The sequence below is a fragment of the Pseudonocardia oceanicola genome, from assembly GCF_047200735.1.
In the GTDB taxonomy this organism is placed as follows: Bacteria; Actinomycetota; Actinomycetes; order Mycobacteriales; family Pseudonocardiaceae; genus Pseudonocardia.
This window is the reverse complement of sequence record NZ_JBJZON010000003.1, coordinates 69,246-87,368: the sequence shown is the minus strand read 5'-3', so window position 1 is coordinate 87,368 and position 18,123 is coordinate 69,246. Positions and strand designations below refer to the sequence as shown.

Below are 18,123 nucleotides of genomic sequence, written 5' to 3'. Positions count from 1 at the left end.
GTGCTGGTCGCGGTGGCGAGTGTGAAGGGGTCGCCCGGGGTGACGACCCTGTGCGTCGCGCTGGCGGCGTGCTGGCCCGACCCGGCCGGAGCGGTCGTCGTCGAGGCCGACCCCGCGGGGGGAGATGTCGCGATGCGCTTCGGCCTGGCGCAGTCGCCAGGGCTGCTCAGCCTCGCCGCCGCCGCTCGTGGCGGGGTAGCCGGAGGGCGCGGCGAGGACGCGCAGCTGCTCTGGCGGCACGCCCAGGCCCTGCCCGGGAACGTGCTGGTGGTCGCGTCCCCGCCGGACGCCGCTCGCGCCCGTGGCGCGCTCGCCGTACTCGCGGCCCCCGACCCGGCCGGCGGGCTGGGTCCGCTGCTCGCCGCCGCCGCGCACCCGGGCGCGGTGGTGGTGGCCGACTGCGGCCGGGCCGACCCGGGATCGCCGGTGATGCCGCTGCTGCGGTCGGCGGACGTGATGGTCCTGCTGACCGGCGCGCATGCCGACGAGCTGGCGCATCTCGCCCGTCGAATCCCGGAGATCGGGGCGTGGTCGCGGCATCCGGTCCTGCTCCTCGCGGACCGGGACAAGGACCGGGGCCACTCGATCGCCGCAGTGGCCCGCGAGCTGGGCGTCGCGCCGCTGGCCCGGGTCCCGTTCGACCCGCGGGGCGCAGCGGTGCTGTCCGGGCGACGCAGCGTGCTGCGCTGGCACCACAGCGGGCCCGGCCGGTCCCTGCTGGGCCGGTCCGCGCGGGAGATCGCGGACCTTCTGGCGCCCGGCGCCCCCGCTCCGACGACCGTCGGGCGGCCGGAGCGAGCCAGGCGGCGTGCGGCCGCGCGCCGCCAGAACGACTCGAACGTGGCTGGGAGGGCGTCATGACCGACAGCGGCGAGACCCGGCGGTCGAACCCGGCGGGACGCAGCGACCATGCGGAGCCGGGGGCGGTGGTGCCGCTGCGCGATCGCGGCGAGCGCCGGAGCGGACTGGTGCCGTTCGCCAGCGGCACGTTCGACGACGCGCGGGAGTCACGGGGGCCGGCCGAGGCGGCGGAGCGGCGGCTGCGGGAACACGTCCGCTCGGTCCTGGCCGCCCAGCTCCCGGGCCGGGTGGAGGAGCAGCGGCGACGCACCGGCGTCCGCACGACACCGGAGGGGCACCGGGCCCTGGCGCGGGAGATCGTCGACGGCGCGGTGAACGCGTTCGCGGAGCGTGAGCTGACCGCCAACCGGCCGCTGGTGTCGCCCGAGAGTGAGCGGCGGGTCGTCGCCGAGGTGGTCGACGAGCTGTTCGGAATGGCCGGGCTGCAGCCGCTCCTCGACGACCCGCGGATCGAGACGATCAACGCCAATCGGTTCGACCGCGTCTTTGTCCAGTACGCGGACGGGCTGCGCAAGCGGGTGGGCCCGATCGCGCGGTCCAACGACGAGCTGACCGAGCTGGTGCGGCTGCTCGCGGCCCGCGCGTCGAGCCAGGAACGGCGGTTCGACCACGGCAGCCCGTCGGTCAACCTGCAGCTTCCCGGTGGGGAGCGGCTGTTCGCGGTGATGGCGGTGACGGCGGGCGGCGTCACCTCGCTGTCGATCCGCCGACACCGCTTCCCGCGCGTCACGCTCGACGAGCTGCGTAGGCGCGGCACCGTCGACGAGGTCCTGATCCGGTACCTGCGGGCGTGTGTGGGCGCGCGGAAGAACCTGGTCATCGTCGGCGGCACCGGCGAGGGAAAGACCACCCTGCTCCGCGCCCTGGCCGCGGAGATGGACCCGATGGAACGCATCGTGACCATCGAGGACGCCTTCGAGCTCGGCCTGGACACCGACCCGGACGTGCACGCCGACGTGACCGCGTTCCAGGCCCGCGAGGCCAACGTCGAGGGCGAGGGCGCGGTGACCCAGGCCGACCTGGTGCGGTGGGCGCTGCGGATGTCGCCGGACCGGGTCATCGTCGGGGAGATCCGCGGGCCCGAGGTCATCCCGATGTGCAACGCGATGAGCCAGGGCAACGACGGCAGCATGGCCACGCTGCACGCCTCCAGCTCGGCGATCGCGTTCACCCGCCTCGCCTCCTACGCCGCGCAGGGCCCGGAGCGGCTGCCGCTGGAGGCGACCAACCTGCTCGTCGCCGGGGCGGTGCACTTCGTCGTCCACCTCGCCCGCGTCCCCGGCAGCCGCGGCACACGAGTGGTCTCGTCGATCCGTGAGGTGGTCGGCGCCGACGGCCCACAAGTCGTGTCCAACGAGATCTTTCGCCCGGACTCCGAGCGCCGTGCTCGTCCGGTCGCCGGGGCGATCCGCTCGGACACGCTCGATGACCTCGCGGACGCCGGGTTCGACCCGATGCTGCTCACCCGAGTCAGGGACGGGTGGCCGTCATGAACATCTCAACGCAGCTCACGCTGCTGTCCCTCGACCTACCGACCGCCGGTGTGGTCGCGAACCCGGGCCGGACCGCGGTGCTCGCCCTGCTCGGCGCCGGGGTCGGGCTGGGCCTGTTCCTGGTGTTCCTCGGCATGATCCCTCGGCAGCCCGTCCCTTCTGCTGGTGCCGCGTTCGCCACTTGGCTGCGCGACCGCGGGTGGAACCGCCGCGAGGTGGTCGCGCGGGCCGGGAGCGCGGTGCTCGCCGCTGTCGTCACGGCGGTGCTCACCGGGTGGGTCGTCGGGGCGGTGCTCGTCGCCGCGGGGTGCTGGTTCCTGCCGCGGGTGCTCGGGCCCGACGTCGGGCACGCGCAGCGGGTCGCCCGCATCGAGGCTGTCGCCACCTGGACCGAGATGATCCGCGACACCCTGTCTGCGGCGGCCGGGCTGGAACAGGCGATCCTCTCGACGGCCCCGCTCGCGCCCACACCGATCCGCGAGGAGGTCGCCGCGCTGGCGACGCGCCTGGACCGCGGCGTGCGGCTCGTGCCGGCGCTGCGGCTGTTGGCCCGCGACCTCGCCGACCCGACGGCGGATCTCGTCGTCGCGGCGCTGGTGATCGCCGCCGAGCAGCAGGCCCGCCAGCTCACCGACCTCCTCGGGGCGCTCGCCGCGACCGCGCGGGAACGGGCGTCGATGCGGATGCGGGTGGAGGCCGGTCGGGCCCGGTCCCGTACGTCGGTCCGGGTCGTCGTCGGCACCACCACGGCGTTCGCGGTGGCCGTGGTGCTACTTAACCGGCCCTACCTCGCCGCGTACGACTCGGTGACCGGCCAGGCCGTCCTGCTCATGGTCGGCCTGCTCTTCGCGGCCGGGTTCGGATGGCTCAGATCGATCGCGGTCGTCCCCGAGGCTGGAAGGTTGATCTCGGACGACGGCGACGAACCGGGTGGCCCCGCATCGCGCGATCCTGTCGGATCCGGACGGGCCACTGGGCGCGAGTTGGAAGGCAGGCCCGGATCATGACCGGCTGGGGGAGCCCGTCCGGTTCGACGGCGCTGGGCTCGACGCTGCTGGGCACGACGACGCTGTGGGCGGTCCTGCTCGGAGCCGGGTTCGGCGCTGGTCTGTGGGCGCTCGCGGTCTGGGCCCATCCGCCGCGGCCGACGTTGGGTCAGCTACTGGCGCGCACCCTTGACGCCCCGGCAGAGCCCGAGAACATCGGGTCGCCAGGTGGCCGTTTCGCCCGACTCCTCGGCCCGCTGATCGTGGCGCAGCATCGCGCGGGGTTACCCGGTGCGCGCGTAGCCGCGGATCTGCGTATCACCGGCACACCCGTCGCGGAGCACCTCGCGCGCAAGGCGCTCCTGTCGCTGGCCGGGTTCGTGACCCCGACGATCGTCCAGCTCCTGCTCGCGGCGGCCGGCATCCCGTTCGGCGCCGAGCTGCCGCTGATCGGCGGGGTCGTGTTCGCCGCGCTCGGATTCCTGTGGCCGGAACTGCGGGCCCGCGGGCGCGCCGCGGAGATGCGCGCGGACTTCCGGCACGCCCTGTCCGCCTACCTCGACCTCGTGTGGATAACCCTGGCCGGTGGCGCCGGGGTCGACAGCGCGCTCACCGGATCGGTGACGATCGGGCAGGGCTGGGCCTTCGATCGGCTGGCCGGCGCGCTGTCGACCGCCCACCTGACCCGGGTGACCGCGTGGACGGCGTTGCGGCGTCTGGGCGAGGAGATCGGCGTCGACGAACTCGCCGAGCTGGCCGGTTCTGTGAGCCTCGCGGGGACCGAGGGCGCCCGGGTCCGGGCCAGCCTCGCCGCCCGGGCGGGTTCTTTCCGGGCGCACCAGATCACCGACGCGGAGGCCAGGGCGCAGTCGGCCACCGAGCGCATGTCACTGCCGGTGATGCTGCTGTTCCTCGGCTTCCTGACCTTCATCACCTACCCGGCGATCGGCCAGATCCTCAACGGGCTCTGAACAACCGCCACGGCTCTACGACAGGAGGACGACCATGAACGAGAAGCCGGACCAGGAGCCGCGCCACCTGGCCCCGGAACGAGTGGCGGCGCGCTGGTGGGACGCGTTGCTCGTCGACCTGCGCGGGCGGTGGGCGGCGGTGCGGCGGGACCCCGACGCCGGGTACTCGACCGAGACGGTCGTGGTCACCGGGCTGCTCGTCGTCGCGGCCCTGATCGTCATCGCGATCATCATCGCCAAGGTCACCGAGGCGGCCAACGGGATCAGCCTGGTCGGCGGATGACGACGGCGGGTGGTGTGCGACAGCGGCTCCGACAGGTCGTGGACGATGACCGGGGCTCGGCCACCGCGGAGCTTGCGGTGGCGACGCCGTTGCTGCTGCTGATGTTGATGCTGATCGTGCAGTTCGCGCTCTGGTCACACGCCTCGCACGTCGCCCAGGCCGCCGCCGCGCAGGGGCTCGGTGCCGCCCGCACGGTGGCGGGTACCGGTGCGGACGGGACCCGGGAGGCGAGCGAACTGCTCGCGCAGCTCGCCGGCGGGCCGCTGGCCGCACCCCTCGTCGAGACCACCCGCGACGCCACGTCGGTGACCGTCACCGTGAGCGGCACGGTCACCCCGGTCGTGCCGTTCCTCGTCCTCCCTGTTCGGGCCGTCGCCGTCGGACCGGTCGAACGGTTCACCTCCGACGAGCGGCCGATCGCGTGAGGTCGCAGCCGCAGCGCCCGGGAACCGCATGGACACGGGGGTGGACAGGGTGGTGGCGCGCCGACCGCGGCTCGGCGGCCACCGAGCTGACGCTGCTGGCCCCCGTGCTGGTGATGGTTCTGGTCCTCGTCGCCGTGGTCGCCCACCGGGTCGTCGACGCCCGGCTGCGCCTGGACTCCGCCGCGCACCAGGCCGCCCGCGCGGCCAGTATCGAACGGAGCGCGGCCGGCGCCGAGCGTGCGGCCGACGACCTCGCCGCGTCAGCGCTCGGCTCGGCCGGACCGAGCTGCGCCGACCTGAACGTCGCGACCGACACCTCGGGCTTCCGCGCCGGTGGCACGGTCACCGTCACCGTGTCCTGTTCGGTCGATCTCACCGGCGGGCTCCTGCTCGGGGTCCCCGGACGCACCGAGGTCACCGCGGCAGCCACCGAGCCCGTCGACTCCTTCCGATCAGCGGTCGCACCATGAGTCCCAGGTCGCGGCTCCGTCCGTGCGGCACCGTCTGGTGGCGAGCCGACGACGGGCGCGTCACCGCGTTCGTCGTGGTGCTGATGACCGGGGTCCTCGCGCTGGCGGGTCTCGGTCTCGACGGTGGACTCGCCCTCGCTGCCAAGGTCCGCGCCGTCGGGCAGGCCGAGGCGGCGGCCCGCGCGGGTGCGCAGGCCATCGATCTCGGCACCTACCGCGCCACCGGGCGACTCGTCCTCGTTCCGGACCTCGCGGTCGCCGCCGCCCGCACCCAGCTCGCCGCCGCGGGTGCCGAGGGCGAGGTCTCGCTGCGCGACGGCGGTGTGGTTGTCCGGGTCACCGCGACCCATGTCCCGCGCCTGCTCGGGCTGGCCGGGGTCACCGAGCTGACCGTGTCCGGAGAGGCACGGGCCGTACCGCAGGGCGGCGTGGGCGTCGCGGACCCGTGACCGTCCGGGCTGCCTGATCCCCGCGCCAGACCGAGATCCGACCAGTCGAGAGGAGCACACGATGGCCCGACCGTCACGGCCCGAGAGCCGACCCCGCACGCGCCGGCGAGCCGGTCGCGTGATTCGCGGTGCGTCGGCCGCCGTACTGCTCGCCGTCCTGGTGGCCGGGGTGCCCTGGGCGCTGGCCCGCTACGTCGGCTGGCCGTTGCCCGAACGGCTGCCCACCGGCACCGAACTGGAACTGCACCTGTTCGGCCCGTTGAGCAGCGGCCTGCTCCTGGACATCCTCGCCTGCGCCTGTTGGCTGGCGTGGGCGGCGTTCACCCTCGACGTGGTCCGCTGCACCGCCGCGTTGCTGACCCGCGGCACCGGGTACGTCCGGGTGCCGAGCCGGGTGCGCCTGTCGCCCACGCACGCCCTGGCCGCCGTACTCGTCGGCGCGGTCGTCCTGTCGATCCTCGGCAACCGGCTTCCTCTGCGTGACGCCCGCTCGGCCGCCGTCGCGTGGCCCGTCGCGCTGACGGCCGGACCCGCCCGGCCGGAGGCCGGGCCGCTGATGCCGGTCGCGTTCACGGTGCCTGACCGGACCAGCACCGAACACACAGACGCCGCGCACACGGGCAAGGACGCTGAGCCGGAGTCGGCGCACTCGGTGGTCGTCCGCGTCCCGGACCCCGTCACCGGCGTCCACGACTCCCTGTGGCGGATCGCCGACCGCACGCTGGGCAGCGGGGCCCGGTGGCCGGAGATCTTCGAGATCAACCGCGGCAAACCCCAGCCCGGCGGTGGCACCTTCACCCGCCCCAGCCTGATCTTCCCGGGCGAGGAGCTCGTCCTGCCGCCCGGAGAGGTCGACGGGCTTCCCGACGAGCGACCTCCGGCAGGCCCGGATGTTCCACCCACGACACCGACCCCCACCCAGGAACCGATGCAACCGCTGCCGACCGGGCCGTCGATCCCCGGGCCGTCGATCCCGGAGACGGGGAGCCCCGTCCGCCCGCCGGCGGGCGGAGACGAGCACGCCGATACCCGCGGCGGCGCTCCGGCGCTGATCTGGGATCCCGTCGCGTTCGCCGGACTCGGGCTGGCCGCGGCGGTCAGCGCGGCCCTAATGGCGGCCCGGCGCCGACACCGGCGCCGCTACCGTCCGGGCAGCGGGCGGCGCGACGACCTCCCGGCCGCACCGGTGGTCTACCAGCTCCGGCTGGCCCACCTCCGCGCCGACCAACCGGATCCCGACGAGCCGGACCCGGAAGGTGATCCCGGTCCTGACGACGACCCCGACCCCGGACGCGACGAGGACGACCAGCTCGCGAGCACCGACACCAGGTCCGGCCCGGCCACGCCCGCGGCCGGGGGAGCGACGCCGGGCGAGGACGCCCAGCGGATCGCGCTGGCGGCGGCAGGCACCCGCGGCCTCGGTCTGGCCGGCCCCGGTGCCCCCGACGCGCTCCGGGCGCTGCTGCTGACTCTGATCGCCGGAGTCCTCGACGGGGCGGTGGACCAGCGCCCGGACCTCGACGAGGGCGGCCCCGTCGTCCGCCTCCTCGTTCCGCGCGAGGACTCTATCGGCGTCCTCGGCTCGACAGGGGACCTTCCTTCCGGGATCGAGGTCCACGACACGCTGGACGGCGCGCTCGACGTCCTGGAGTCCGAGTCCGTCGCCCGTGCGGCACACCCGCCGACTGACCACACCATGCCCGTCCTCGTCCTGGTCGCGCGCATCGCCGGTGACAACGCCCGGCTGCAGGCCGTCCTCGACAACGGCTCCGACTTCGGGATCAGCGCGCTCTTGCTGGGCCAGTGGCGATCGGGCAGCACGGTGCACGTCCGACGCGACGGCACCGTCACAGCGACCGGCCCGGGCCCGTGTGCCGCGTTGCGCGGCACACGTCTGCTCACCCTCGACCGCGATGCCGCCGTCCGCATCGTCGAGCTGTTCCATGACACCGCGTCCGGCACCGCCGCGCCGGACCGGAGCGCCATCGGCGCGAAGGTGGCGGATTCTCTCGAGATCGGTCCGCCGTCCATCGAGGAGCGCAACGATCCGCCTTCCTCGACCGAACATGCGCCACTCCGCGCTCCGGCCCACGTCGCCCGCTCGACGGACGAGCCGACGTTCGGCGTACTCCCGCTCCGGCTCGTGGTCCTCGGCCCGCCCCGACTGCACTGGCGTCCCCGTCGCGATCCGGACAGTTCTGACCCAGCCGGCTACGGCTCGCACGAGGTCGAGGCGGAGGTGGAGATCACCGGCCGCCTGCAGCCTCGGGCACGGGAGCTGCTCGTGCACCTGGCCCTGCACCCCGACGGAGTCGGCCGTGAGTCCGTCGCGGCCGCGCTGTGGCCCGGCAGCTCGCCCGGCCGCACAACCAACTCACTCAACACCGCACTCACCCGGCTGCGTCAGACCCTGACCCAGGTCACCGGCGAAGAGGTCGGCGACATCGTCCGCAACAGCGACGGCCGCTTCTGCCTAGACCCCGATCTGGTGGACGTCGACTACTGGCGCTTCGACGCCGCGGTGACCGCCCGACGCGCCGCCGGCACCGACGAGGAGCGCATCGACGCCGACCAGCTCGTCGTCGAGACCTACGGCGGCGAGCTCGCCGAGGGAACGCCCTACCCCTGGATCGAGATCGCTCGCGAGGCGGTCCGGCGCGACGCCATCGACTCCGCCGCGGCGCTCGCGCGAGCGCTCGTCCCGCGCGACCCGCAGCGCACTCTCGACCTCCTGGAGATCGCCAGGGCCTTCGACCCCATCAACGAGATGATCTACCGCGACATCATGCGGCTGCAGAGCCGACTCGGGCGGCTGGATGCCATCTCCCGGACGCTGGCGCTGCTGACGGCCCGGCTCGGCGAGATCGGCGATCAGCCGGACGCCGACACGATCGACCTCGCTCGGCGTCTCCAGTCGCGGGGCGCCGCCGAACAGCACGTTCCCCGGGGCGCCGACGACAGTGGCAGCGTGCCCCCGGGCGGTACGGCTCGTGCCGGTTGAACCCCGCTACACGATGCGGAGCTCAACCACTCGCGGGAAGATCACACACCTCATGGTCGCAGCCGTCCGGCTCCCCGGTCTGGAGACGGTGGAACTCCTGCGCGTTCGCCACCACGTGCGCGTTGTGTTCCGACCAGCCCACCACCTGCCGCACCCTGTCGAGGAAGTCGGCCGCCTCGGGGAGCAACTCGTACCGCACATGTCGCGGGAAGACGTCCGGCAGTTCCTGACGGGCGACGAGTCCCTCGGCCACCATCTTGTGCAGCGTCCTGCTCAGGATGCGGTCGTGCAGGACCGTCGCCTTTCCCCGCCAGTTCTCGTCGATCGCGTAGGAGTTGACCGTTGTGAGGATCTTCGACCTGCGCATCGGGCCGCCGGCCAGCGCGACCATCACCGGTATCGTCCACTTGTCGCCGAAGATGTGCTTGACGGCAGCCGCGTCCCGCAGGAAACATCTGTCATCGGGTTTCATCGTTCCTCCGTTGCCTCGCCTCGCCGTCCCCTTCGTGGGTCTTCCCGGTACCGGCCCGAACGGATGTCGGCCGTTCGGCCCGAAGGGATCACCGTTCCTGGCGGGGTGCGTCGCCGTGGGCGAACGGACAAGGTTCACTCGAACAGACCAGCGCGGGACGGTTGCTGCTCCGTCGAGAGTGGACGGACGCTGGAGATCAACACCGATCGTCGTGGCCGCCGTTGGGGGTTCACCTGGGGGATCCGCTAAGGGATCAGTTCGTGGTGGAGGCCAGGACTGATCCCGTCCGTGGTGCACCTCGGGCATGTCAGGACGTCCACAGACGGATCACCTGGTGTCCCAGACTCGCCTCCCCTCAGGAGTAACTTCACATCGGGTCGGGCTGCTTCGTTCTCTTTATATCTTCATATCTGCCTCTCCCTCATTTCTTTCTTATTCTCCCTCCTCAAATCTCCTGCTTCCTACTACTGCTTCTCTCGCTATTCTTCCTCTGTCGATGTCATGTCGGACTGGTCGCCGCGGTCGGGCTGCATTCATACCTTCCCATTGGTCGCCGGCGTTCCCGGTGAAGATGGGCTGTTCCGCAGGGCCTGGATTGAATTCGCGGATATCCTTAAAGAGTCTTGAAATGGCGCGGAAAAGTGTTGAAGAGTGGGCGCGGCAGAGCTATATTTAGGTCGTCGCAGAGGCAGCCCCCGACCCTGGGGAATGCGTCGACCGTCGTAGGATCGACGAGTTTCGACCCGATCGCCTCGGTTTCTGCGCCTCACCGGAAACGCGAAAGGACTCGTGCCGTGCCCACACCCGCCGAAGCCCCCGCCCCAACCACCGCACCGACCGGGCGCCCCGGCCGCCTGCCCAACGGCGAGCTGCGCCGTCAGGTGGCGGTCCACCTCGACGAGGCGCCCACCGACACGTTCACGGCCGGGGAGGTCGCCCGGGCGTTGAGTCGGTCGTCCGGGGCCGTCGCGAACGCGCTCACCGTGCTCGCCGCGCACGGCGAGGCCGAGCTGGTCTCCGAGCGGCCCGCCCGCTACCGCGGCACCCCGGGCACCGGGCGCCTCGCCTCCGTGCCGCCCGCCCCGGCCCGCCCGGCCGCACCCCGCCCGTCCACCCCGGCCCCGACCCCGGCCCCCGCCCCGACGGCGGGACCCGCCGCAACCACCACTGGGGCTGTCGCGACGCCCGACGACGCGCCCGTGACGGGGCCGGTGGCGCGTCCGAACGGGCAGCTCTACCACCCGCGGACGGTGGCGGGGGTGCCGGACGTGACGGCGCTGCGGAAGTTGCGCGCGGCCGGGGTGCCCGCCCTGCTCTACGGCCCGCCCGGGACCGGAAAGACCTCGGTGGTCGAGGCGGCCTTCGGTGACCTGATCACGGTGCCCGGTGACGGTGACACCACTGTCGCGGACATCGTGGGCGAGTACACCCAGACCCCGGAGGGCCGTTACGTGTTCGTGCACGGCCCGCTGATCCGGGCCATGCGCGAGGGCCGCCCGCTGTTCGTCGACGACGCCACCCTGATCCCCCCGAACGTCCTCGCGACGCTGTACCCGGCGATGGACGGGCGCCGTCAGGTGATCGTGAAGGCCAACGGGGGCGAGGTCGTCGATGCCGCCGAGGGGTTCTACGTGGTGGCCGGGCACAACCCGGGGGTCCACGGCGCGGTCCTCACCGACGCCCTGTCGTCACGGTTCTCCGCGCAGATCCAGGTGTCGTCGGACTATGACCTCGCCGTAGCGCTGAAGGTCGACCGGCGGGCCGTGCGCGCGGCCCGGAACCTCGCAACCCGGCAACGGCGAGGCGAGGTCGGGTGGGCCCCGCAACTGCGGGAGCTGATCGCGTTCGACCGCATCGCGAAGGTCCTCGGTGTCGAGGCGGCCGCCGGGAACATCGTCGGGGTCGCCCCGGAGGAGGACCGCGAGATCGTCGCCACCGTGGTCCGCGACGCGTTCGGCGTCGAGTACGCGCCGCTCGCCCTCGGCACCCGCATCTGACCGACCACACCCGAACCCCCGGAGGAGCCCGTCATGAGCGCCCACCTGATCACCGACCCGACCACCGACCCCGACACCCCGGCCGTCGCCGTCACCGACCCGGCCTGGCTCGTCCTGTCGGCCGCCATGACCGACGAGGTCCCGGTCATCGCCGACCGCGACGACCTGCTGGTCACCATCGCCCCCGGTGCCGGGCGGGGCGCCCCGGCATGTTTCCTGCCGACCCTGGCGCGGATCGAGGTCAACGGCCACCACCTCGGCGGGGTCGACCCCGCGACGGTCACCCCACACCGGCTTGGGGACCGGGCCCGGTACGGGCCCGCATGGGGCCTGCTGGTGCACGAGTGCGCGCACGCCGCGCACTCGGTCTGGGAACCACCCCCGGGCGCGCCCCCGGGCGCGGCGGCGGCGGCCGAGGAGCTCGAGGAGTCCCGCATCGAGGCCGTGCAGGTCGCACGCCGCCCGGACGACCGGCGCTGGTTGCGTGCTTCGGCCACCCACCTGATCCTCGACGAGTCCGGGCTGACCGACCCCACCCGCACCCTCGGCGTGAGCCGCGCGGACGCCGGACGGGCCGCCGCGCTCCTGCTCGCCCGGGTCGACGCCGGGATCCTCAACCCGGACGAGGTCGAGTCGGTCGCCCGAGTCGTCACCGACGTCCTCGGCGAGGACACCCTCGCCACCCTCCGCGAGATATGGACGGCCGCGCACGCCACCCCGGACGACGACGCCGAGGCGATGATCGACCTCGGCCGCCGGTGGTGCGACGCCCTCGGCGTCGACCCCGACGCCGGGACCGACACGGCCCCCGGGACACCGGACGGTGCCCCCGGGACCGGAGACGGGACGGGCCCGGCCGTCGGGCCGTCGCCGATGAGCGGCGCGATCTCCGACGCGCTGCGCCGTATCGATGCGGCCGTCGCCTACGAGCCGGTCCCCGGTGCCGCCGACGGCACCCCCGCAACGTCCAGCGCCCCTGCCACCGGCCCGGCGGGTGACCCGGCCGCCGGGGCCGCCGCAGCCCGGGTGTTCGGCCCCGCCACCGACGACGGGACCGGAGCGGCGACCACCGGCGCCCCCGGCGGTGGGGCCCGGGACGTCATCGCGGGCACCCGCGCGCCCACCGCCGACGAGCGCCGCGCCGCGCGTCAGGTCGGCCGGGTGCTGGACACCGCCGGGGTCCGGGACCGGGTCGCGACGCGCACCACCTCGGCGATGCCGCCCGGGCGGCTGCGGATGCGCGGGGCGCTCGCCGCCGACGCCCAGCGCGCGGCCGGGGCGATGCCGACCGCGGAGCCGTTCACCCGCACCACCCGCCGCGCCGTGCCGACCCCGCCGCTGCGGCTGGGCATCGCGTGCGACGTGTCCAGCTCGATGCGCGAGTTCGCGCGACCGGTCACCTCGGCGGCGTGGATCCTCGCGAACGCCGCCGCCCACACCCGGGTCCCTGCCACCACGGCCACGGTCGCCTTCGGCGAGGCGGTGCACGCGATCACCCGCCCAGGTGCAGTACCGGACCGGGTGACCCGGTTCCGCGCCCCGGACGGGTACGAGGTCATCGACGAGGCCATCGCCGCCCTCGACGGCGCCCTCGGGCTGGCCTCCCCGGGCGCGGCGCGGCTGCTGGTCGTCGTGTCCGACGGCATCTTCTGTCCGACCCCCCGCGCGGCCGCGCAGGCCCGGGTCGACCGGCTCCGCGCGGCCGGGTGCGGGGTGCTCTGGCTCGCCCCGCGCGGACCCGTCGAGCCGCTGAACGGTGCCACCGTCCTCCCGCTCACGGACCCGGCAACCACCGCGCGAGAGATCGCCCGCGCAGCCACGGCTGCCCTCCGCGCGACCCGCTGACCGTTCCCGGTGCCGGACCGCCCGACGGGGGTCCGGCACCCCGTACCTCCGACAACCGAACCCGGCCGACCCGGGCGCCACCGGTTGGCACCGCCGCACACCTGCGGCACCTCCGCGCCCGGATGGCCCGGGACGTGGCGGTTCATGTTGGGCGTGCCCGCCGCCCGCGTGGTCGTCACCGACGACCCCGCCGCCGTTACGGCCGGACACGCCTGGCACCTGCTCGCCGTCCGTGACCCCGACGACCCCGCCACCATCTAGCGTTCATCCCCGAGGTCGGGCTGGGTGGGCTTCCTTTCTCCTCGACGAATGCCCCGACTGCACTGCGCCCGGGTGCCCATGACGACGGTGGCCGGGCTGGTCGACCTCGGCCGGTACCCGCCCCGTCCCGCCCGGGGAGGCGGACCCCGACGACGAGGGCGACCGTCCGGACCTGCCGGAGGATTTCTTCGGCGACCCCGGGCACGGCCCACACTGCGAGATCGGCCGGTCTCATCGGTGACTGAACGCCCGCACGGACCACGCCTCGACCCGGACCAGCTGGAACGGTGGTCCGGGTCGGAGCGTCGGGCGTCGCCGGGTCCCGACGGCGACTCGGAGCTGGACACGTCGACGACGTGGGCGTGCCTCTCGTGCAACCGGTCTCCCCGGTCGGGGTGACGCCGATCAGGCCGGGACCGGAGTGAACCTCAGGGTCGTAGCGCCTTTCGCGGTCACCGACAGCTCGAGCCGGCCTTCCACCGCGATCGCGGTTGCGCGAGTCGTCTCGGGGGACTGACCAGCTTCCAAGGTGTCGAACCAGCGGATGAACTCCGGGATCGTGCCGATGCGCGCGACGCGCTGGTGCAGTGCCGTCTGCTCGTGACCGCGTACGAACTCGCCGACATAGATCTCGGCTCCGCACCCGCACCCGCAGAGCCACCCGCCGACCGTCACGTCGAGATAGGTCACGGGGTTGCGGACGCGCGCCGACTCGGGCTGGGGCTGGCCGACGAAGGCTTCGTAGACCGGGTGGCCCGGCTGGAGCAGAGCACCCTCGATGATCTTCTTGCCGGGCTTGTCCGTGGCCTCCACGATGTCATCGATCTCGGCCGCCATGACGATCTCCCGATCGTCGACGAACGAGAACAGGACGTACCTCTCACCCCTGGCGCGCTGGCCGAGCACCCAGTGGCCCCGGTTGGCCGCCCAGTTGGTTTCCGCGGTCGCATCCGGGTCCCAGCCGAAGTAGGTGCGGCCCAGCACGTCCGTGGGGTCATCGATGCGGGTCTTCCTGGTGAGCGTGATGTGGATAGGCATGTGGTGTACCTTCCTCAACTAGCGGGCCCGGCTATCCGGGTACCGGACCACCCTCGCATCGCGCGCACGGCCTGTCAACTAGTCAGTCCATCTATGAGGTTATCGTCTGCATGTCGCCGACCGTCTGGTCTGCACGAGGTCGGGTCGAGCAGTCGCGCGAGGCCGTCGACACGCCGCCAGCCGTCGTCCTACGCGCGCATGCCGAGTAGCGGTGAGCCTGGACGCCGCGTGGAGGCCGAGCCTCCAGCGGCGGCCAGCAACGAGGCCGCGTCCGAGTGCAGGGGAAGAGTGGCAGGCGGACACCGACGGTTTGCTGCCGTCGGTGCCCGCCCGTTGCGACCGGCTCGAGTAGTCGATTCGGCTACGCGCCGTCCTCCCCGGCGGTGTCGAGGTCGGTGGCTGCGGCCGTTGCCAGGGCGTACCGCTTCGGTCGGTCCTTCGTTCGTACCGCGTAGCCCGCCTTCACGAGGCGCTCGAGGGCGTTGCCGACCGCGCCGGTGGAGCGGCCGAGTTCGTGGCCGATCTTCGTCGGGCCGAACTCCTCGTCGGGGTGATCGCGCAGGTAGTCCTCGACCATGCCGTGCAGGGCACCGGGTGCGAGCCGGGGTCCGCGGACTGCCGCCGCGACAGCCGGGTTCGCGTCGTCGGGCTCGGCGCCCTCCGTTGGGTTCTCCTCGGTGTCTGCCGTGTCGAAGGTGGGCGTATCCGTCGTCCCGTCGTCGTGCACGCCCGTCGCGGGCGTGGATGGGGCGTCGGCTGCCACCTCCGAACCGACTTCGGTACCGATGGCCGGGTCGGTCGCTGTACCCGTCACGCCGGTCACCGCTTCGGCGGGGTCCTCGGCACCGCACGGAGCGGCATCCGCATCGCCCACACCGTCCGTGGCCGTGTCGCCGACGCCCTCCGGCGTGTTGGTGATGCGGCCGGTGTGCGGGTCGCTGGCGTCCTTCGCGCTGCCGTTCGTGTTGTCGGGCAGGTAGGCGTCGGCGGACGCGGGAACGGCGAAGCGGGAGGCGGAACGCTTCCCCTCCGTCGGGATCCGGACCGCGGTGCCGTCGGTGACCCAGCGGGCGAGGATCTTCGCGGCGGTCGACCGACCGATCCCGGCGTCGGTGGACAGCTCCTCAGCGGTACCGCCGGGACGGGCGTGCAGCGCGGCCCACAGATGATCGGCTGCGGTGGCGGTGCGGTCGGTGGCGGGCCGGTCGTCGCCGTCGGGGCGCACGTCGCCGTGCTCGGTGGTGCTGGCGTTGTCGGGCAGGGTGGTGTTGGTGGACATGACGGGCTCCGTGTCGTCGGTGGTGCGAAGCGGTGGTCATGCCCCGGCCGGAGCGTGTGGCCCCCGGTGCGCTGCCGGTGGTGCGGGCTACGGACCTATGGACGCTTCCTTCGTCGGGGATGTCAAGCGGAGCGTGCGCACCTCGTGGAGCAGCGCAAACGACTCCGGGCACCGCTCAGGAGGGGACTCCGGCGGGTCGGCTGGCGCCTGCGTAGTCGTCGCCGTTCCACCGGTAGGGCTCGACCTGGACGGGTTCGCCGAAGCGGGGTGCGTTGATCATCTGTCCGCCGCCGAGGTAGAGCGCGACGTGGTGGATGCGGGCCGTGACGGTCGTGCCGGGCGTGCCGTAGAAGACCAGGTCGCCGGGGAGCAGCGGGGCGCCCTCGGGGACGGCCGGGCCGGCGAGGTACTGGGTCTGGGCGGTGCGGGGGAGGGTGATCCCGGCGGCGGCGTAGGCGGCGGTGGTGAGGCCGGAGCAGTCGAACCCGGCCTCGCCGTTGTCGGGGCCGTCACCGCCCCAGAGGTAGGGCAGGCCGCGCTGGCCGCAGGCGTAGTTGATCGCGGCGAGAGTGGCCGGGCCGGTGGCGGCGATGGCGTTGCAGTCCCCGGTCCCGGTGGGTTGCGTCGCGGCGTAGGCGCGGGCCTGGTCGAGGACCTTGCGGACGTACCAGCCGGCGCGGTTGTAGGCGAAGAGGGCGGCGTTGAGGTCGCCGGTGCTCGCGCCGCTGTCGCAGAGGTAGTGGGCGGCGGCGTGCACGGCGTCGTGCGGGTCGTAGCGCGAGGGTGGCCGGGCGCCGCCGGCCGGGAGCGGGTGGCGGGCGACGACCTCGGCGAAGGTGGGTGCGAGGAACTGCATGGGCCCGCCGGCGCCGGCGGCGTTCTCGCCGTCGCGGACCCCGGGTAGTGGGGAGCGGCCGTGGTCGGTCTCGACCTTGCCGACCGCGGCGAGGACCGACCAGTCGAGCCCGGGGCAGGTCGGGGCGGCCTGCCGGTAGAGCGCGAGGTAGTCGGCGGGGATGTCGGCCAGCGCGTTCGAGCTGGGGCTGCTCGCGCCGAACATGGAGGTGACGGCGCTCTGCACGGCGGCGAGGACGAGGATCGGGAGCAGGACGACGACCGCGAGGAGCGCGGCCCCGATCCGCGCACTCACGGCGCCGGGGTGGTTGTGCCGCGTGGCGAGGGGGCGGGTGGCATGGGGAACGGGGCGGGGAGCCGGTGGGGTCCGGTGCCGCTGTCGGTCATGCCGGTGGGGCCTGCCTGCACGGGGGCTGCGTCGAGGGGATCTGGGCCGTTGGGGTGGGGGCCGTCGAGGTGGGGCCAGGCGTCGGGGAGGCGGTGCAGGGGCAGGCGGGCGCCGTCCCGGCCGGTGCCGGTGGCGTGCAGGGGGAGCCAGACGGGGTCGGCCGGGCTGGGATTCGGCGCGTGGGGGTCGAGCAGCCCGGCGGCGGCGGTCGCGACAGGGACGGCGGTGGGCCGGTCGAGGTGGCGCCAGGCGCGGTGCAGGGCGGTGCGGGCCCCGGCCTCGCGGCGGGGGGTGGGGAGCCAGACGAGCAGCGGTGTGGTGATGCCGGTGGCGGCGGCGAGGGCGGCGTAGCCGGCGAGCTTCGCCGCGACCCGGCTCAGGGCCTCGGTGCCGAGGTCGAACTCGAGGAAGAACTCGATGCGGCGACCGCTGGTGGTCCAGCGGCCGTAGCCGTCTGGGCGGACGAGGTCGCCGAACAGGCGCGTGCACCGGGTCTCCGACCACCAGGTCTCCAGTGCCGTCGGCGCAGTTCCGGTGCTGTGACGGGCGGCGGAGACGAGGGAGGCGAACCATTCGGCGACGCCGATGGTGTGCGCGAGTTGCAGGCTGTGGGCGATGGCGAGGGTGCGGTCGTGGCGGTAGCCCAGCTCACGCGGTTCGAGGCCGTGCGTGGCGGCCAGGACCGCGGCTCCGGCGGGGGCGAGGACGTAGTGCATGGGGGCGCTGCCGACGGTGGCGAAGGGCTGGAACCGGTCGACGACCGACCACTGGTGGAGCTCGCGGAGCCGCTGGCGTCCGGCCCGGAACGAGGGGAAGGCCATGCCGGTGATCTGGGTGGCGGTCAGGACGCGGTGCTCGGCGAGCATGGCGACAATCCAGTGGTCGCGCGGGGTGAGCCGCCACGCGAGTGCGGCCTGGTGTTCGGCGCTGTCGCGGACGCGCCCGCCGGGCCGCGCGGTCGGGTGACTCGGGAGGACTCCACGCAAAGTTCGCTGTTGGATCGGGTTGGTGATCATCGTGCGGCCTTCCGTTCCGTAGGTGGTGGTGCC

General features: G+C 73.7%; 16 protein-coding genes. 11 read left to right on the top strand and 5 right to left on the bottom strand.

Going from position 1 to position 18,123, the window contains the following annotated elements; genetic code table 11:
• The first annotated feature begins 12 nt into the window (after nucleotides 1-12).
• The 9 genes from ACL02T_RS06915 to ACL02T_RS06875 all read left to right on the top strand — a co-directional run bounded on the left by ACL02T_RS06915 (nucleotide 13) and on the right by ACL02T_RS06875 (nucleotide 8,939).
• Nucleotides 13-861 carry a MinD/ParA family ATP-binding protein gene (locus ACL02T_RS06915; protein ID WP_412829828.1) on the top strand — a complete coding sequence of 283 codons (849 nt, stop codon included), beginning with the start codon at nucleotides 13-15 and terminating at the stop codon, nucleotides 859-861.
• On the top strand, nucleotides 858-2,354 hold the full coding sequence (locus ACL02T_RS06910; RefSeq protein WP_218600958.1) for a TadA family conjugal transfer-associated ATPase: 1,497 nt from the start codon (nucleotides 858-860) through the stop codon (nucleotides 2,352-2,354). Before ACL02T_RS06915 ends, ACL02T_RS06910 begins: the two co-directional genes overlap by 4 nt.
• Entirely contained in the window at nucleotides 2,351-3,361 is a 1,011-nt protein-coding gene (locus ACL02T_RS06905; RefSeq protein WP_218600957.1) for a type II secretion system F family protein, read from the top strand. The genes ACL02T_RS06910 and ACL02T_RS06905 overlap by 4 nt, the downstream gene beginning before the upstream one ends.
• Nucleotides 3,358-4,311 (top strand): type II secretion system F family protein, encoded by a 954-nt coding sequence (locus ACL02T_RS06900; RefSeq protein WP_218600956.1) that lies wholly within the window; start codon nucleotides 3,358-3,360, stop codon nucleotides 4,309-4,311. Before ACL02T_RS06905 ends, ACL02T_RS06900 begins: the two co-directional genes overlap by 4 nt.
• 34 nt (nucleotides 4,312-4,345) lie before the next feature.
• Entirely contained in the window at nucleotides 4,346-4,594 is a 249-nt protein-coding gene (locus ACL02T_RS06895; protein ID WP_218600991.1) for a hypothetical protein, read from the top strand.
• Nucleotides 4,591-5,019 carry a TadE/TadG family type IV pilus assembly protein gene (locus tag ACL02T_RS06890; protein WP_218600955.1) on the top strand — a complete coding sequence of 143 codons (429 nt, stop codon included), beginning with the start codon at nucleotides 4,591-4,593 and terminating at the stop codon, nucleotides 5,017-5,019. Before ACL02T_RS06895 ends, ACL02T_RS06890 begins: the two co-directional genes overlap by 4 nt.
• Entirely contained in the window at nucleotides 5,016-5,489 is a 474-nt protein-coding gene (locus ACL02T_RS06885) for a TadE/TadG family type IV pilus assembly protein (protein WP_226363640.1), read from the top strand. Before ACL02T_RS06890 ends, ACL02T_RS06885 begins: the two co-directional genes overlap by 4 nt.
• Complete coding sequence (locus ACL02T_RS06880; RefSeq protein WP_225924735.1) at nucleotides 5,486-5,938, top strand: pilus assembly protein TadG-related protein; 453 nt, start codon at nucleotides 5,486-5,488, stop codon at nucleotides 5,936-5,938. Before ACL02T_RS06885 ends, ACL02T_RS06880 begins: the two co-directional genes overlap by 4 nt.
• Nucleotides 5,939-6,056: 118 nt before the next feature.
• Nucleotides 6,057-8,939 carry a BTAD domain-containing putative transcriptional regulator gene (locus ACL02T_RS06875; protein ID WP_218600954.1) on the top strand — a complete coding sequence of 961 codons (2,883 nt, stop codon included), beginning with the start codon at nucleotides 6,057-6,059 and terminating at the stop codon, nucleotides 8,937-8,939.
• A gap of 22 nt (nucleotides 8,940-8,961) precedes the next feature.
• Here ACL02T_RS06875 and ACL02T_RS06870 read toward each other — a convergent pair whose 3' ends face one another.
• On the bottom strand, nucleotides 8,962-9,411 hold the full coding sequence (locus ACL02T_RS06870; RefSeq protein WP_218600953.1) for a winged helix-turn-helix transcriptional regulator: 450 nt from the start codon (nucleotides 9,409-9,411) through the stop codon (nucleotides 8,962-8,964).
• A gap of 794 nt (nucleotides 9,412-10,205) precedes the next feature.
• Between ACL02T_RS06870 and ACL02T_RS06865 the strand changes: the two genes are divergently transcribed.
• Together ACL02T_RS06865 and ACL02T_RS06860 are read left to right on the top strand one after the other, a co-directional pair.
• Entirely contained in the window at nucleotides 10,206-11,408 is a 1,203-nt protein-coding gene (locus ACL02T_RS06865) for an AAA family ATPase (protein ID WP_218616484.1), read from the top strand.
• 33 nt (nucleotides 11,409-11,441) lie between these two features.
• Entirely contained in the window at nucleotides 11,442-13,253 is a 1,812-nt protein-coding gene (locus ACL02T_RS06860) for a VWA domain-containing protein (RefSeq protein WP_218606189.1), read from the top strand.
• Nucleotides 13,254-13,919: 666 nt separating this feature from the next.
• Here the strand turns inward: ACL02T_RS06860 and ACL02T_RS06855 are convergent.
• The 4 genes from ACL02T_RS06855 to ACL02T_RS06840 form a co-directional block, all read right to left on the bottom strand.
• A complete protein-coding gene (locus tag ACL02T_RS06855; protein ID WP_412829827.1) occupies nucleotides 13,920-14,498 on the bottom strand; it encodes a hypothetical protein in 579 nt (192 codons plus the stop codon).
• Nucleotides 14,499-14,913: 415 nt separating this feature from the next.
• Entirely contained in the window at nucleotides 14,914-15,831 is a 918-nt protein-coding gene (locus ACL02T_RS06850; RefSeq protein WP_218606086.1) for a hypothetical protein, read from the bottom strand.
• Between the two features lie 175 nt (nucleotides 15,832-16,006).
• Nucleotides 16,007-16,981: a bifunctional lysozyme/C40 family peptidase gene (locus ACL02T_RS06845; protein ID WP_226363641.1), complete on the bottom strand. Its 975-nt coding sequence runs from the start codon at nucleotides 16,979-16,981 to the stop codon at nucleotides 16,007-16,009.
• The gene (locus ACL02T_RS06840; protein WP_218616485.1) at nucleotides 16,978-18,090 is read right to left on the bottom strand and encodes a replication-relaxation family protein; all 1,113 of its coding nucleotides are present in this window, start codon (nucleotides 18,088-18,090) and stop codon (nucleotides 16,978-16,980) included. The genes ACL02T_RS06845 and ACL02T_RS06840 overlap by 4 nt, the downstream gene beginning before the upstream one ends.
• Nucleotides 18,091-18,123 lie beyond the last annotated feature (33 nt).

Excerpts from the sequence above, each read along its gene's own strand:
- ACL02T_RS06910 (WP_218600958.1), top strand. The coding sequence starts at position 858 with ATGACCGACAGCGGCGAGACCCGGCGGTCGAACCCGGCGGGACGCAGC.
- ACL02T_RS06905 (WP_218600957.1), top strand. The coding sequence starts at position 2,351 with ATGAACATCTCAACGCAGCTCACGCTGCTGTCCCTCGACCTACCGACC.
- ACL02T_RS06900 (WP_218600956.1), top strand. The coding sequence starts at position 3,358 with ATGACCGGCTGGGGGAGCCCGTCCGGTTCGACGGCGCTGGGCTCGACG.
- ACL02T_RS06895 (WP_218600991.1), top strand. The coding sequence starts at position 4,346 with ATGAACGAGAAGCCGGACCAGGAGCCGCGCCACCTGGCCCCGGAACGA.
- ACL02T_RS06890 (WP_218600955.1), top strand. The coding sequence starts at position 4,591 with ATGACGACGGCGGGTGGTGTGCGACAGCGGCTCCGACAGGTCGTGGAC.
- ACL02T_RS06880 (WP_225924735.1), top strand. The coding sequence starts at position 5,486 with ATGAGTCCCAGGTCGCGGCTCCGTCCGTGCGGCACCGTCTGGTGGCGA.
- ACL02T_RS06870 (WP_218600953.1), bottom strand. The coding sequence starts at position 9,411 with ATGAAACCCGATGACAGATGTTTCCTGCGGGACGCGGCTGCCGTCAAG.
- ACL02T_RS06860 (WP_218606189.1), top strand. The coding sequence starts at position 11,442 with ATGAGCGCCCACCTGATCACCGACCCGACCACCGACCCCGACACCCCG.
- ACL02T_RS06850 (WP_218606086.1), bottom strand. The coding sequence starts at position 15,831 with ATGTCCACCAACACCACCCTGCCCGACAACGCCAGCACCACCGAGCAC.
- ACL02T_RS06840 (WP_218616485.1), bottom strand. The coding sequence starts at position 18,090 with ATGATCACCAACCCGATCCAACAGCGAACTTTGCGTGGAGTCCTCCCG.